We start from the raw sequence: 11,684 nt of genomic DNA, 5'->3' as shown, positions 1-11,684 counted from the left end.
CCCTCGGTGGGGGCCCCCCCGTGGGGGCTCTCTCCCCCAACGCCGTCAACGCCTTTTGTCCCCGCCTCCCCCGACGCGGAAGCGAGGGAAAACCCCCCCGCGCCCGTAACACCCCCCACCCCCACCCCCACACCCGCACCAACTCGCCTACAGCCCCCCCCCGCCCCCGGCCACCCACCCTCCCGAACGCCCCCCCCACAACAGACACCCCCCACAAACACCAACGACCCGCCACCCCCGAAGGGACAGCGGGCCGTCAGCCAACCGTTTCTACCGCGCGTCAGCGCCCCCGCGCCCCCGCCGAACCCCCGCCGCCAGCTCACCCGCGAGCCCCCGCACCGCGTCCAGCGCCGCCGCCTCGTCCTCGCCCGCCTCCAGGATCCGCTTGACGAAGGCCGACCCCACGATCACCCCGTCCGCGAACCGGGCGACCTCCGCCGCCTGCTCGGCGGTGGAGACCCCGAGCCCGACGCAGACCGGCAGGTCCGTCGTGGCCCGGGTGCGGGCGACCAGGTCCTCGGCCAGTGAACCGACCGCCGACCGGGTCCCGGTCACCCCCATCACGGCGGCCGCGTACACGAAGCCGCTGCCCGCCGCGGTGACCTCGGCCAGCCGGGCGTCCTTGCTGCTGGGGGCGACCACGAACACGGTGTCCAGCCCGTGCTCGTCCGCCGCCTTGCGCCACTCCTCGGACTCCTCCACCGGCAGGTCCGGCAGGATGCAGCCCGCCCCGCCCGCCGCGGCCAGGTCGGCGGCGAAACGCGCCACGCCGTAGCGGTCGACCGGGTTCCAGTACGTCATCACCAGCACCGCCGCCTCGGGGTGCGCGGCAGCGACCTCCTGGACGGTACGCAGCACGTCCTTGATCCGCACACCACCCCGCAGCGCGATGTCGTCCGCGGTCTGGATCACCGCACCGTCCAGGACCGGGTCCGAGTGCGGCAGGCCGACCTCGACCACGTCGCAGCCGCCCTCGATCAGCGCGTTGACCGCCCGGATGCCGCCGTCGACGGTCGGGAAGCCGGCCGGCAGGTAGCCGATCAGCGCGGCGCGGTCCTCGGCCTTGGCGGCCGCCAGACGGCCACTGAGCTTGCTCGCCATGGTCACTTACCCCCATCGGCCGCGTCGCCGGCCGCCTCGTCGTACAGCCCGAAGTACTGGGCCGCGGTGTGCATGTCCTTGTCGCCGCGCCCGGAGAGCGAGACCAGGATGGTGGCCTCCGGTCCGAGCTCGCGGCCCAGCTCCAGGGCCCCGGCGAGCGCGTGGGCGCTCTCGATGGCCGGGATGATGCCCTCGGTACGGGACAGCAGCCGCAGCGCCTGCATCGCGGCGTCATCCGTCACCGGCCGGTACTCGGCCCGCCCGGTGTCCTTCAGCCACGCGTGCTCCGGCCCGACGCCCGGGTAGTCCAGGCCCGCCGAGATGGAGTGCGACTCGATGGTCTGCCCGTCCTCGTCCTGCAGGACGTACGTACGGGAGCCGTGCAGCACACCCGGGTCACCCTTGGTGAGGGTGGCCGCGTGCTTGGGGGTGTCGGCACCCTCGCCGGCCGCCTCGCAGCCGATCAGCCGCACGCCGGCGTCCGGGATGAACTCGTGGAAGATCCCCATCGCGTTGGAGCCTCCGCCGACGCAGGCGACCACCGCGTCGGGCAGCCGCCCGGTGCGGTCGAGGACCTGCTGCCGCGCCTCCACGCCGATGACCCGGTGGAAGTCGCGGACCATCATCGGGAAGGGGTGCGGTCCGGCGACGGTCCCGAACAGGTAGTGGGTGGAGTCGACGTTCGCGACCCAGTCCCGGAAGGCCTCGTTGATGGCGTCCTTCAGCGTCCGGCTGCCGGACTTGACGGCCACCACCTCGGCGCCGAGCATCCGCATCCGGGCGACGTTGAGCGCCTGGCGCTGGGTGTCGACCTCGCCCATGTAGATGGTGCAGTCGAAGCCGAACAGCGCGCAGGCGGTGGCGGTGGCCACGCCGTGCTGGCCGGCGCCGGTCTCGGCGATGATCCGGGTCTTGCCCATCCGCCTGGTGAGCAGCGCCTGCCCCAGCACGTTGTTGATCTTGTGCGAGCCGGTGTGGTTGAGGTCCTCGCGCTTGAGCAGGATGCGCGCGCCGCCCGCCTCGGCGGAGAAGCGGTGCACGTCGGTCAGCGGGCTCGGGCGGCCGGTGTAGTCCTTGAGCAGCGCGTCGAGTTCGGCGGTGAAGGCCGGGTCGGCCTTGGCCTTCTCGTACTCCTCGGCGACCTGCTCGACCGCGGCGACCAGCGCCTCGGGGATGAAGCGGCCGCCGTACGCGCCGAAGTAGCCGCGGGCGTCCGGCACCTGGGCACCGGGCAGGTAGTCCTTCTCGGACATGGTGGATTCCCTCGGGGAGATGTGGATGACTGTGACGTCCGATCGGCTGGCTTCAGCCGAGCGTCACGCGCCATCGCCGCCCCGGCACCTGCCCCGGCTCGCAACCGATCACGTACCGCACCCGACGCCCCAGCACCCGGCGTGCGGGCGCGCGGCAGCCGCGCGGGCGGCAACCTGGGGCGAGTCGGGTGGCGATCTTCATCGGGCTGTGTCAGTCCTTGTGCCGGACGGCGGGGTGGGTCCCGGCCGCGACCAGGTCGGCCACCGCGGCACGCGGGTCCTTGCCGGTCACCAGGGACTCGCCGACCAGTACGGCGTCGGCGCCCAGGTTGGCGTAGTTGATCACGTCGAGCGGGCCGCGCACACCGGACTCGGCGACCCGGACGATGCCGGCCGGGATGGCGTGCGAGACGTTCTCGAAGGTGTTGCGGTCCACCTCAAGGGTCTTGAGGTTGCGGGCGTTGACGCCGATGATCCGCGCCCCGGCGTCCGCCGCGCGCTTGATCTCCTCCTCGTCGTGCACCTCGACCAGCGGCGTGAGGCCGATCGACTCGGCGCGCTCGATCAGCGACACCAGGGCCGGCTGGTCGAGGGCGGCGACGATCAGCAGCGCGAGGTCGGCGCCGTGCGCGCGGGCCTCCCACAGCTGGTAGGCGGTGACGATGAAGTCCTTGCGCAGCACGGGGGTGTCCACCGCGGCGCGGACGGCGTCCAGGTCGGCCAGCGACCCGCCGAAGCGGCGCTGCTCGGTCAGCACGCTGATCGCGGCGGCACCGCCGGCCGCGTAGTCGCGCGCCAGGGCCGCCGGATCGGCGATGGCTGCCAGTGCGCCCTTGGACGGGCTGGAGCGCTTCACCTCGCAGATCACCCGGACCCCGTCGCCCTTCAGGGCGGCGACGCCGTCCTTGGCCTCCGGGGCCTTGGCCGCCAGCGCCTTCAGCTCGTCCAGGGAGACCCGGGCCTGCCGCTCGGCGAGGTCCTCACGGACCCCTTCGATGATCGAGTCGAGCACACTCACTCAGGAGCCCCCATCGTTTCTGCCAGTTCGCTCATCTGAGCCGGACGGGCTGCGGCCCGTCCGCTCTTCGATGGTATCGGCACCCACTCGTCCGCCGCGCATCCGCCCGAACCGCGTCTCGCGGAACGGGACGCTCCCTCCCTCGGCCGTCGGCTTCCTCCCCACCGGCCCTACGTCCCAGCTCGGACCGGCCGCGGCGCCGGACGCCCCCGCTCGGACCGGCCGCGGCGCCGGACGCCCCTGCTCAGACCGGCTGCGGTGCCAGCCCCGCCCCGACCGGGAGGTTGCGCACCACCGTGAACACCAGCACCAGCAGGAGGATCAGCGCCCAGCGCCGGGCCCCGACCGAGACCCTCGGCGACGGCCCGCCGGTCAGCGCGGCCCAGCCCCAGCGCAGCCAGAGCACCGCCAGGACGCCGAACAGCAGCACGGCCACGGCGTTGTCGTGCAGGGCTCCGGTGAAGTCCCCGTGGGCCAGCGAGTGGACACAGCGCAGGCCCCCGCAGCCGGGGCACCACCAACCGGTGGCGGCCAGGAAGGGGCAGTCGGGGTAGTGCCCGCGGGCGTTCGGGTCCACCACGGCGACGTACCCGGCGGGAATGGCCACCGCCGCCAACGCGGCCAGCGGCGGGCCCAGCCGGCGCAGTACGGGCGGCGGGGCGGAGGCGGTGGGGGCGGCGTTCACGCCCCGATTGTGCCCGCGCCGGGCCCGGACAGAACGAAACGGCGGGCGTGGCGCGCCCGCCGTTCGGTTGTGCGATAGGAGTACCTGTCGTCAGGCGGCGACGGCACGGGCCTCGAGGGCCGCCTTACGGGCCGCGCTCTGCTCCTCGACCGACTTGTACACGTTGGTGCTGGGCTGCTTGCCCATGCCGGCCATCGACATGGCCTTGCCGATGATGCCGCCGACCAGGACGACCGCCAGACCGGCCACGACCAGCAGCGGCGACGGCAGGATCATCGCGACACCCGCGATGCCGAAGCCGACGAAGGAGATGACGACGCCGGTCCAGGCGGCGGGGTTGTGGCCGTGTGCTGCTGCTGCCATCGATGGTGCTCCTAGGCTCTCGGGGCCCAGCCGGGCCTGCGGGGCCGCCGGCGGGTTGACGGGTTCCATTGTGCCGGGCCACACGCGGGCGGCCCAAAGCGGGTGGCGGGTCTATCGCGTCACATGTGCCGCTCGGGCTCAGACGGCGGTGGGGTCCTCGCCGCGGTCCAGGGCCTTCCACAGGTCACCCGGAGTATCGGCCTTCACCGGGGCCTTGCGGGTGGGCGCCTCGTAGCGGCTGCCCATGGCCGGCCAGCCGCGGCCGTAGCGCAGGGTGATCAGCCCGGCCAGGGCCAGCAGCAGCCCGCCGGCCAGGGCGACCCAGGGCCAGGCGCTGTGCGAGACCTCGGTGGCCGTCGAGCCAGCCAGCGCCAGCTTGCCGGAGGCGGCGGAGTCCAGCGCGGCGGTGTCCGAGGCCCCGGCCACCGAGGCGGCGGCCGCGCCGAGCCCGGCCAGCAGGGTCAGCGCGCCGACCGCGAGCCGGCCGACGCCGCGCACCGCGAACACCGCGACGGCCGCGGCCAGGCCCACCAGGGCCAGCCCGCCGGGCAGTTCGGAGATCTTGCCGCCGGTGACGGACACGTCCAGGGTGCCGGCCCGGCCCTCGGCCCAGTCCCGCCCGGCCGCGGTCAGCACCAGCACCGCGCTCAGCACGGTCAGCAGCAGCATCACGCCGAGGGTGCGGCGGCCGGCCGTGGACGTGGCGGGAGCGGCGGGGGCAGGGGTGTGGTCTGCAGCGGTCACCCGTCCACTATCCCCCGGCCGACGCCCGGGTCCGTACCCGGGGTCGGGAACTCGTCCGTCCGCAGCACCACCGTCCGGCCGCCGAGCGGCAGGAACAGGTCGTTGCCGAACGGCACCCGTTCGGCCTCCCGGTACACCCCGCCCGGATCCGGCGCGGTGTGCACGGTGCAGACGGCGGCGGCCGGGTCGACCACCACGTACAGCGGCACACCGCTCCGGGCGCAGGCCCGCGCCCAGGCGTGGTCCCGGCCGGGGTGCGCGACCTCCAGCACCGCCGCCACGTCGGCGGCGCCGTACCGGCCCCGGGGGCCGCGGCCGGCCCCCGGGTCGAGCACCGCGAGGTCCGGGGCGATCGGGCCGGACGCGGCCGGGAAGTCGACCACCACGCCGGAGAGCACCCGGCCGGGGCCGACCGGCTGCTCCCCGAACTGCACGGCGGCGTTGAACACGACCTCCCAGCGCAGCTCGTCGTACGGCACCTCGGGCATCCCGGCCGCCTCCTCACGCCTTAAAGGCCTGTCTGACAATTCCCGCCGGGCCGCCGCTGATTGTCAGACATGGCCTAGAACAGTTCCGGCCTCCGCAGCGTATTGGCGGTGGCGACGGCCCGCAGCACGGCGGCCGCCTTGTTGCGGCACTCGGTGTCCTCGCCGTGCGGGTCGGAGTCGGCCACCACGCCCGCGCCCGCCTGCACGTACGCGGTGCCGTCGCGCAGCACCGCGGTGCGGATCGCGATCGCGGTGTCCGAGTCCCCGGCGAAGTCCAGGTAGCCGACGCAGCCGCCGTACAGGCCGCGCCGGGTGGGCTCCAGCTCCTCGATGATCCGCATCGCCCGGGGCTTGGGCGCACCGGAGAGGGTGCCGGCCGGGAAGCAGGCGGTCAGCACGTCGAAGGCGGTACGCCCGGGGGCGACCTTGCCGGTGACGGTGGAGACGATGTGCATCACGTGGCTGTAGCGCTCGATCTGCATGAAGTCGACCACCTCGACGCTGCCCGGCTCACAGACCCGCCCGAGGTCGTTGCGGCCGAGGTCGACCAGCATCAGGTGCTCGGCCCGCTCCTTGGGGTCGGCGAGCAGCTCGGCGGCCAGCGCCGCGTCCTCGTGGGGGGTGGCGCCGCGGTGCCGGGTGCCGGCGATCGGGTGCACCATCGCCTCGCCGTCGGTGACCTTGACCAGCGCCTCCGGGCTGGAGCCGACCACGTCGAAGCCGCCCTCGGCGCCGCCGTCCGGCCCGGGGAAGCGGAACAGGTACATGTACGGGCTGGGGTTGGTGGTGCGCAGAACGCGGTAGACGTCCAGCGCGGAGGCCGGGCAGGGCGCCTCGAAGCGCTGCGAGGGCACGACCTGGAAGGCCTCGCCGGCCCGGATCCGCTCCTTGACCTCCTCCACCGCCGCCCGGTACGGCGCCCCGCCGAACGGCGAGTGCACCTCGCCGGGGCCGGCCGGGGTGAAGGTGGCCAGGCCCGGGTCGACCGGCTTGAGCAGGTCGGCCTCCATCGCGTCCAGCCGGGCCACCGCGTCCGCGTAGGCCTCGTCCACGCCGCTGGCCAGGTCGTTGTGGTTGACGGCGTTGGCGATCAGCAGCACCGTGCCGTCGGCGTGGTCGAGCACCGCCAGGTCGGTGGCCAGCAGCATGGTCAGCTCGGGCAGCTTGAGGTCGTCCGGGTTGAGGTCGGGCAGCTTCTCCAGCCGGCGGACGACGTCGTAGCCCAGGTAGCCGACCAGGCCGCCGGTCAGCGGCGGCAGGCCGTCGTCGGCGTGCCGCGGGGTGTGCAGCGCCTCCAGGGCGGCGCGCAGCACCTGCAGCGGGTCGCCGGTGGTCGGGATGCCGACCGGCGGGGTGCCGAGCCAGCGGGCGTCACCGTCCTCGCCGACGGTCAGCGCGGCGGCGCTGCGCACGCCGACGAAGGAGTAGCGCGACCAGCTGCGGCCCTGCTCGGCGGACTCCAGCAGGAAGGTGCCGGGCCGCTCCTCGGCGAGGCTGCGGTAGAGGCCGATCGGGGTGAGGCCGTCCGCGAGGAGCCTGCGGGTGACCGGGATCACCCGGGTGTCGACGGCGAGCTTGCGGAAGGCTTCGAGGTCCATGCGGGGCGGCACCTTCTGGAGTTGTGGACGGGGGTGGGGGTCAGGCGAGCGGGAGCACGTCGGCGTCGAAGCAGGTGCGGTCGCCGGTGTGGCAGGCCGCGCCGGTCTGGTCGACCTTCACCAGCAGGGTGTCGCCGTCGCAGTCGAGCGCCACCGACTTGACCGCCTGCACGTGGCCGGAGGTGTCGCCCTTGACCCAGTACTCACGGCGACTGCGGCTCCAGTAGGTGCAGCGGCCGGTGGTGAGGGTGCGGTGCAGCGCCTCGTCGTCCATCCAGCCGAGCATCAGCACCTCGCCGGTGTCGTACTGCTGCGCGATGGCCGGGAGCAGGCCGTCCTCGGTGCGCTTGAGGCGGGCGGCGATCGCGGGGTCGAGGGCGGTGGTGCCTGGGGCGGCGGGTGTGGTCGACATGGGGCCATTGTGTCAGCCCGTCCGGCGGCCCCGGCGGCCCGTCCGGGGGGCGAACGGTTCGGGGCGGGCCCGTTCGGGGTCAGTTCCGCCAACCGCCTGCCGGGCGTGGCCCCGGTGGGCCATCCTCATGGCCATGACCTCCGAGCAGCAGCCGCCCGAAGCCGCCGCCTCCCGTCCGTCCCGGGGCCTGGTGATCGCCGTCGTCGCCGTCCTGGCCGTGCTGCTCGCGGTGGTGGCCACCGTGCTGCTCTGGCCGGAGGACAAGAAGCCGGCCGCCGCGCCGCCCCCGCCCTCGGCGACCCCGACGCCGACGCCGACACCGACCCCCACCCCGACGCCCACCCCCACCAGGCCGCAACCGCCGTACGCCTTCTTCCCGGTGGGCACCTGCTTCGACCACCCCCAGCTGAGCCCGGTGATCACCAAGGCCGAACAAAGGCCCTGCACCGGCGAGCACGACGGCGAGGTCATCGCCAACCTCAAACTGGCCGACGGGCTGAACGGCGAGATCCCGATCGCCCTCGCCATGCGGGACGGCTGCAAGGACGCCGAAACGGCTGCCAAGGCCCGGCAGAACGACGGAAAGACGTACTACCCGCGGCAGTTCGGCCCGGCCGTGGTCAACTACCAGCAGGGCTGGCGGGACTACACCTGCACCCTGACCGCCGGCAACAAGCCGGGCGGCCCCAAGCTGACCGGACAGCTCCACCCATAGGCTGACACCATGTCGAACCACGCCCTCGCCGAACGTCATCGCCTCGCCCAACTCCTCACGGCCGCCGGGCCGGACGCCCCCACCCTCTGCGCCGGATGGACCACCCGGGACCTCGCCGCCCACCTGGTCATCCGGGAGCGCCGCGCCGACGCGGCGGCCGGCATCCGGGTCGGCGCCCTGGCCGGCTGGACCCAGCGGGTGCAGGACGGCTACGCCGAGCGGCCGTACGAGGAACTGGTCCGACTCTTCCGCGCCGGCCCGCCGGTCTACTCCCCGTTCGCCCTGCCCGGCGCGGACGAGGCCGCCAACACCATCGAGTACTTCGTCCACGCCGAGGACGTCCTGCGGGCCGGCGAGGACTGGACCGCCCAACCCGTCCCGCCCGGCCGCGCCGAGGCCCTGTGGCGACGCCTCCCGATGATCGCCCGCCTCGAAGCGGGCCGCCGCTCCCCCGTCCGCCTCACCCTCAGCCACCCCGACGGCCGGTCCCTCACCGTCGGCCCGGCCGGCGCCCCCACCGTCCACCTCACCGGCGACCCGGGCGAACTCGTCCTCTTCACCTACGGCCGCGGCGCCCGCACCACCCTGAACGTGGACGGCGCCCCGGACGCTGTCGAGGCCCTGCGCCACGTCCTGCCCCTGCCGCCGAAATAGATCCGAGGACGGCGTCCCACGACACGAGGTTCCTGCCCGTGCCGTGGGACGCGGCCACAACCGGGTTACGGAGTGAGCCGGTTCGGCCCACGGAACAGGAAGGTCGCCTCGCGGATCGAGGGCAGGCCGAGCATGGCCATCAGCACCCGGCCGAGGCCCATGCCGAGGCCCCCGTGCGGCGGGCACCCGTAGCGGAACGCGTTGAGGTAGTCCTGCATCGGCTCCGTGCTCATGCCCTTCTCGGCGGCCTGCTTGAGCAGCACGTCGTACCGGTGCTCGCGCTGCGCGCCGGTGGTGACCTCCAGGCCCTTCCACAGCAGGTCGAAGCTCAAGGTCACACGTGAGTCGTCGGCAGGCCGCATGTGGTAGAAGGGCCGGACGCCGACCGGGTAGTGCGTGATGAACACGAACTCATGCCCGGTGGCCTCCTCGATGTGGGCCGAGACACCCCGCTCACCCTCCGGGTCCAGGTCTTCCTTGACCCCTGCCGGGTCCCAGCCGCCCTTGCGCAGGATCTCCTGCGCCTCGGCCATGGTGAGGCGGGGAAAGGGCGTCGTGGGCACGGTGACCTCGACGCCGAAGTGCTCCGCGATCGCCTCGCCGTGCGTGTCGGCGACCTTGGCGATCGCGTGGGCGAGCATCTGCTCCTCGAACGCCATCACGTCCCCGACCCCGTCGATCCAGGCCAGCTCCACGTCGACGCCGGTGAACTCGGTGGCGTGCCGGGAAGTGAACGACGGTTCGGCGCGGAAGACCGGCCCGATCTCGAAGACCTTGTCGACGCCGGCCGCGATCGCCATCTGCTTGAAGAACTGCGGCGACTGCGCCAGGTAGGCGCTGCGGCCGAAGTAGCCGAGCTCGAAGACCTCCGCGCCGGACTCCGAGGCGGTGCCCATGAGCTTGGGGGTGTGCATCTCGGTGGCACCCCGCGCGTAGGCGTACTCCCGCATGCCCTGTTCGAGGGTGGTCTGCACCGCGAACACCAGCTGGGTGGCGGGACGGCGGCGCACGTCCAGGAAGCGCCAGTCCAACCGCTGCTCCAGGCCGGTGTGGTCGTCGATCGGCAGCGGCGTGGCGGCCGGGTTCAGGACCTCGACCGCCTCGGGGACGATCTCCAGGCCGCCGAGCTTGACCTGGGCCGCGTCGACGACGCGGCCGGTGATCCTCACGGCGGACTCGGCTGTGAGTGCTTCGAGCCGGGCCTCCAGTGGCCCGTCGTCACGCTCGTGGGTCACCTGCACCATGCCGGTGGCGTCCCGCACGATGACGAACTGCATCTTGCGCTGCAGACGGAGGGTGTTCACCCATCCGCAGACGGAGACGGTACGGCCGACGTGTTCTCGCAGGTCGGAGACACGTACGCGGCTGTGGATCATTGCGGTCCTCCGAAGGACATCGTCATGATCCCTTGGGAGTGCGGGCGAGAAGGGCAACTCGCGGTACCACCGCACTTTCGCCGCCACGAAGTGGCGGCCTCATTCAGGCCTGGTGACGGGGGCCGGCCGGCGGGGCATTGGACCACCACACCAGGCGGGGTCGTTCCTCCCCGCGCTCAGGAGGGTCTTCGCCTCGGGGCGCGAGACCGCCTTCCCAGCTTCCGGCGGCTCTCTCTGCTCGCGTGATCCCTGGCTACTCGTCTCCGTCAACGCGTTGCCCAGCAGGATACGGAGCGTGGGGCAGCGGCGGCAATCAAGAAAAATCCGTTCGAGTCGCCGGCCCGCCCCGGCGCCGACACGCCCAACCCACGGGTCACCGCGCGCCCGCGCTGCGGATGTCGGTGCCCGGGTGCAGACTCGCAGGTGGCCGGGGTCCGACCCGGGCAGCCCGGTCACTCTCCGTCGAAGGGGCACCACTCCATGCTCACCACCGACTTCCCCACCGGCTCGCCCTGTTGGATCGACCTGGGCTGCCCGGACATCCCGGCCACCGCCGAGTTCTACCGCAAGGTCTTCGGCTGGACCTTCCAGGAGGTCCCCGAGGCCGGCGGCTACGGATTCCTGCAGCTGGACGGCAGGAGGGTCGGCGCCCTCGGCAAGCTCGACCGGGGCGCGCGGTCCGCCTGGACCACGTACTTCCTCACCGCCGACGTGGACGCCACCGTCAAGGCGGCCGAGCAGTCCGGGGCCACGGTCCGGGTCCCGCCGACGGACGTCATGCAGGAGGGCCGGTTCGCCGCCCTCACCGACCCGCAGGGCGCCGAGTTCGCGGTCTGGCAGGCGGGAGACACCCGCGGCCTGGACGCCGTCTCCGAGGACAACGCGCTGTGCTGGTCCGAGCTGCACACCAAGGACCAGGACGGCGGCTACGACTTCTACAAAGCCCTGTTCGGCTGGCGGATGCAGAACTTCGAGCCGTCCCCGGGCATGGGCTACCGGGTGCTCTCCACCGCCGAGGGCGACCAGCAGCAGACGAGCTTCGGCGGCATCGCCCCGACCATGCAGGCCGGCCAGCCGTCCGCCTGGACGCCGTACTTCGCCGCCAACGACGTGGACGCGCTGGTCACCAAGGCGACGGCGGCCGGCGGCTCGGTGCTGATGCCGGCCTCGGACGTGGACAACGTCGGCCGGATCTGCTGGCTGGCGGACCCGAACGGTGCCCCCTTCGCCCTGATCAAGGGCGAGCCGCGCGAGTCGTGAACACGCGGAAGGGCCCG

Annotated in this window: 14 protein-coding genes; 3 read left to right on the top strand and 11 right to left on the bottom strand. The window is 73.3% G+C overall.

Annotation, left to right across the window (positions count from 1 at the left end; genetic code table 11):
* Positions 1–270 precede the first annotated feature (270 nt).
* The 10 genes from trpA to hisI all read right to left on the bottom strand — a co-directional run bounded on the left by trpA (position 271) and on the right by hisI (position 7,662).
* The gene (gene trpA, locus ACFQ87_RS06080) at positions 271–1,101 is read right to left on the bottom strand and encodes a tryptophan synthase subunit alpha (protein WP_380609369.1); all 831 of its coding nucleotides are present in this window, start codon (positions 1,099–1,101) and stop codon (positions 271–273) included.
* A 2-nt stretch (positions 1,102–1,103) separates the two neighbouring features.
* Positions 1,104–2,354 carry a tryptophan synthase subunit beta gene (gene trpB, locus ACFQ87_RS06075; protein WP_380609368.1) on the bottom strand — a complete coding sequence of 417 codons (1,251 nt, stop codon included), beginning with the start codon at positions 2,352–2,354 and terminating at the stop codon, positions 1,104–1,106.
* A gap of 52 nt (positions 2,355–2,406) precedes the next feature.
* A complete protein-coding gene (gene trpM, locus ACFQ87_RS06070) occupies positions 2,407–2,556 on the bottom strand; it encodes a tryptophan biosynthesis modulator TrpM (RefSeq protein WP_355673186.1) in 150 nt (49 codons plus the stop codon).
* Between the two features lie 9 nt (positions 2,557–2,565).
* Entirely contained in the window at positions 2,566–3,372 is an 807-nt protein-coding gene (trpC, locus tag ACFQ87_RS06065) for an indole-3-glycerol phosphate synthase TrpC (RefSeq protein WP_380609367.1), read from the bottom strand.
* Positions 3,373–3,616: 244 nt separating this feature from the next.
* Positions 3,617–4,057: a DUF2752 domain-containing protein gene (locus tag ACFQ87_RS06060; RefSeq protein ID WP_380609366.1), complete on the bottom strand. Its 441-nt coding sequence runs from the start codon at positions 4,055–4,057 to the stop codon at positions 3,617–3,619.
* Between the two features lie 90 nt (positions 4,058–4,147).
* A complete protein-coding gene (locus ACFQ87_RS06055) occupies positions 4,148–4,420 on the bottom strand; it encodes an HGxxPAAW family protein (RefSeq protein ID WP_380609365.1) in 273 nt (90 codons plus the stop codon).
* Between the two features lie 138 nt (positions 4,421–4,558).
* Positions 4,559–5,164 (bottom strand): TIGR02234 family membrane protein, encoded by a 606-nt coding sequence (locus ACFQ87_RS06050; RefSeq protein WP_380609364.1) that lies wholly within the window; start codon positions 5,162–5,164, stop codon positions 4,559–4,561.
* Complete coding sequence (locus ACFQ87_RS06045) at positions 5,161–5,652, bottom strand: Uma2 family endonuclease (protein ID WP_380609363.1); 492 nt, start codon at positions 5,650–5,652, stop codon at positions 5,161–5,163. The genes ACFQ87_RS06050 and ACFQ87_RS06045 overlap by 4 nt, the downstream gene beginning before the upstream one ends.
* A 74-nt stretch (positions 5,653–5,726) precedes the next feature.
* Entirely contained in the window at positions 5,727–7,250 is a 1,524-nt protein-coding gene (locus ACFQ87_RS06040; protein ID WP_380609362.1) for an anthranilate synthase component I, read from the bottom strand.
* 40 nt (positions 7,251–7,290) lie between these two features.
* Positions 7,291–7,662 (bottom strand): phosphoribosyl-AMP cyclohydrolase, encoded by a 372-nt coding sequence (gene hisI / locus ACFQ87_RS06035; protein ID WP_350741272.1) that lies wholly within the window; start codon positions 7,660–7,662, stop codon positions 7,291–7,293.
* A 133-nt stretch (positions 7,663–7,795) separates the two neighbouring features.
* Between hisI and ACFQ87_RS06030 the strand changes: the two genes are divergently transcribed.
* On the top strand, positions 7,796–8,377 hold the full coding sequence (locus ACFQ87_RS06030) for a hypothetical protein (RefSeq protein WP_380609361.1): 582 nt from the start codon (positions 7,796–7,798) through the stop codon (positions 8,375–8,377).
* A gap of 9 nt (positions 8,378–8,386) precedes the next feature.
* Entirely contained in the window at positions 8,387–9,031 is a 645-nt protein-coding gene (locus ACFQ87_RS06025) for a TIGR03085 family metal-binding protein (RefSeq protein ID WP_380609360.1), read from the top strand.
* A 65-nt stretch (positions 9,032–9,096) separates the two neighbouring features.
* Here ACFQ87_RS06025 and aspS read toward each other — a convergent pair whose 3' ends face one another.
* Complete coding sequence (gene aspS / locus ACFQ87_RS06020) at positions 9,097–10,407, bottom strand: aspartate--tRNA(Asn) ligase (protein ID WP_380609359.1); 1,311 nt, start codon at positions 10,405–10,407, stop codon at positions 9,097–9,099.
* Positions 10,408–10,887: 480 nt separating this feature from the next.
* Here aspS and ACFQ87_RS06015 point away from each other — a divergent pair, with 480 nt between their 5' ends.
* Positions 10,888–11,667 (top strand): VOC family protein, encoded by a 780-nt coding sequence (locus ACFQ87_RS06015; protein WP_380609358.1) that lies wholly within the window; start codon positions 10,888–10,890, stop codon positions 11,665–11,667.
* Positions 11,668–11,684: the final 17 nt, after the last annotated feature.

This window comes from Kitasatospora sp. NPDC056531 (assembly GCF_042794375.1).
GTDB lineage: Bacteria > Actinomycetota > Actinomycetes > Streptomycetales > Streptomycetaceae > Kitasatospora.
Note: the sequence above shows the minus strand (reverse complement) of the source record. Positions and strands in the feature narration are given on the sequence as shown.

Excerpts from the sequence above, each read along its gene's own strand:
- trpA (WP_380609369.1), bottom strand. The coding sequence starts at position 1,101 with ATGGCGAGCAAGCTCAGTGGCCGTCTGGCGGCCGCCAAGGCCGAGGAC.
- trpB (WP_380609368.1), bottom strand. The coding sequence starts at position 2,354 with ATGTCCGAGAAGGACTACCTGCCCGGTGCCCAGGTGCCGGACGCCCGC.
- trpM (WP_355673186.1), bottom strand. The coding sequence starts at position 2,556 with ATGAAGATCGCCACCCGACTCGCCCCAGGTTGCCGCCCGCGCGGCTGC.
- ACFQ87_RS06055 (WP_380609365.1), bottom strand. The coding sequence starts at position 4,420 with ATGGCAGCAGCAGCACACGGCCACAACCCCGCCGCCTGGACCGGCGTC.
- ACFQ87_RS06045 (WP_380609363.1), bottom strand. The coding sequence starts at position 5,652 with ATGCCCGAGGTGCCGTACGACGAGCTGCGCTGGGAGGTCGTGTTCAAC.
- ACFQ87_RS06040 (WP_380609362.1), bottom strand. The coding sequence starts at position 7,250 with ATGGACCTCGAAGCCTTCCGCAAGCTCGCCGTCGACACCCGGGTGATC.
- hisI (WP_350741272.1), bottom strand. The coding sequence starts at position 7,662 with ATGTCGACCACACCCGCCGCCCCAGGCACCACCGCCCTCGACCCCGCG.
- ACFQ87_RS06030 (WP_380609361.1), top strand. The coding sequence starts at position 7,796 with ATGACCTCCGAGCAGCAGCCGCCCGAAGCCGCCGCCTCCCGTCCGTCC.
- ACFQ87_RS06025 (WP_380609360.1), top strand. The coding sequence starts at position 8,387 with ATGTCGAACCACGCCCTCGCCGAACGTCATCGCCTCGCCCAACTCCTC.
- aspS (WP_380609359.1), bottom strand. The coding sequence starts at position 10,407 with ATGATCCACAGCCGCGTACGTGTCTCCGACCTGCGAGAACACGTCGGC.
- ACFQ87_RS06015 (WP_380609358.1), top strand. The coding sequence starts at position 10,888 with ATGCTCACCACCGACTTCCCCACCGGCTCGCCCTGTTGGATCGACCTG.